The sequence below is a fragment of the Bartonella sp. TS25HLJMH genome (genome assembly GCF_042193505.1).
Lineage (GTDB): Bacteria > Pseudomonadota > Alphaproteobacteria > Rhizobiales > Rhizobiaceae > Bartonella > Bartonella grahamii.
The window spans coordinates 331-599 of the sequence record NZ_JBHILV010000107.1; the positions used below are offsets into that span (position 1 = coordinate 331).

The 269-nt window shown below is 41.6% G+C and carries 1 pseudogene; it reads right to left on the bottom strand.

Features of this window, described 5'->3' with window-relative positions:
• Nucleotides 1-117: 117 nt before the first annotated feature.
• Nucleotides 118-269: pseudogene (gene fumC, locus ACFINF_RS09515) on the bottom strand (class II fumarate hydratase); the annotation flags it as partial.

Genomic DNA, 269 nt, shown 5'->3' on the forward strand with positions numbered 1-269 from the left:
ATCTTTGTAGAAGAAGTGTACAAGTTGTTTCATACGCAATGACAACCGGACCGCGAACGGTCCGATATTTTTAAACTTTGTCTTCAAGAGATATCTGTAGTGCGTTGGTTTATGCTCTTATTGAGGGTGAATCATCTTTTTGGGATCAACCAGCCGGTCATAATCTTCTCCAGAAACTCCAGCTTTTAATGCTTCAACCCGCAAAGTTGTGTCATTTTTATGCGCTGCTTTGGCAATTTCGGCAGCTTTTTCATAGCCAATTTCCGGTG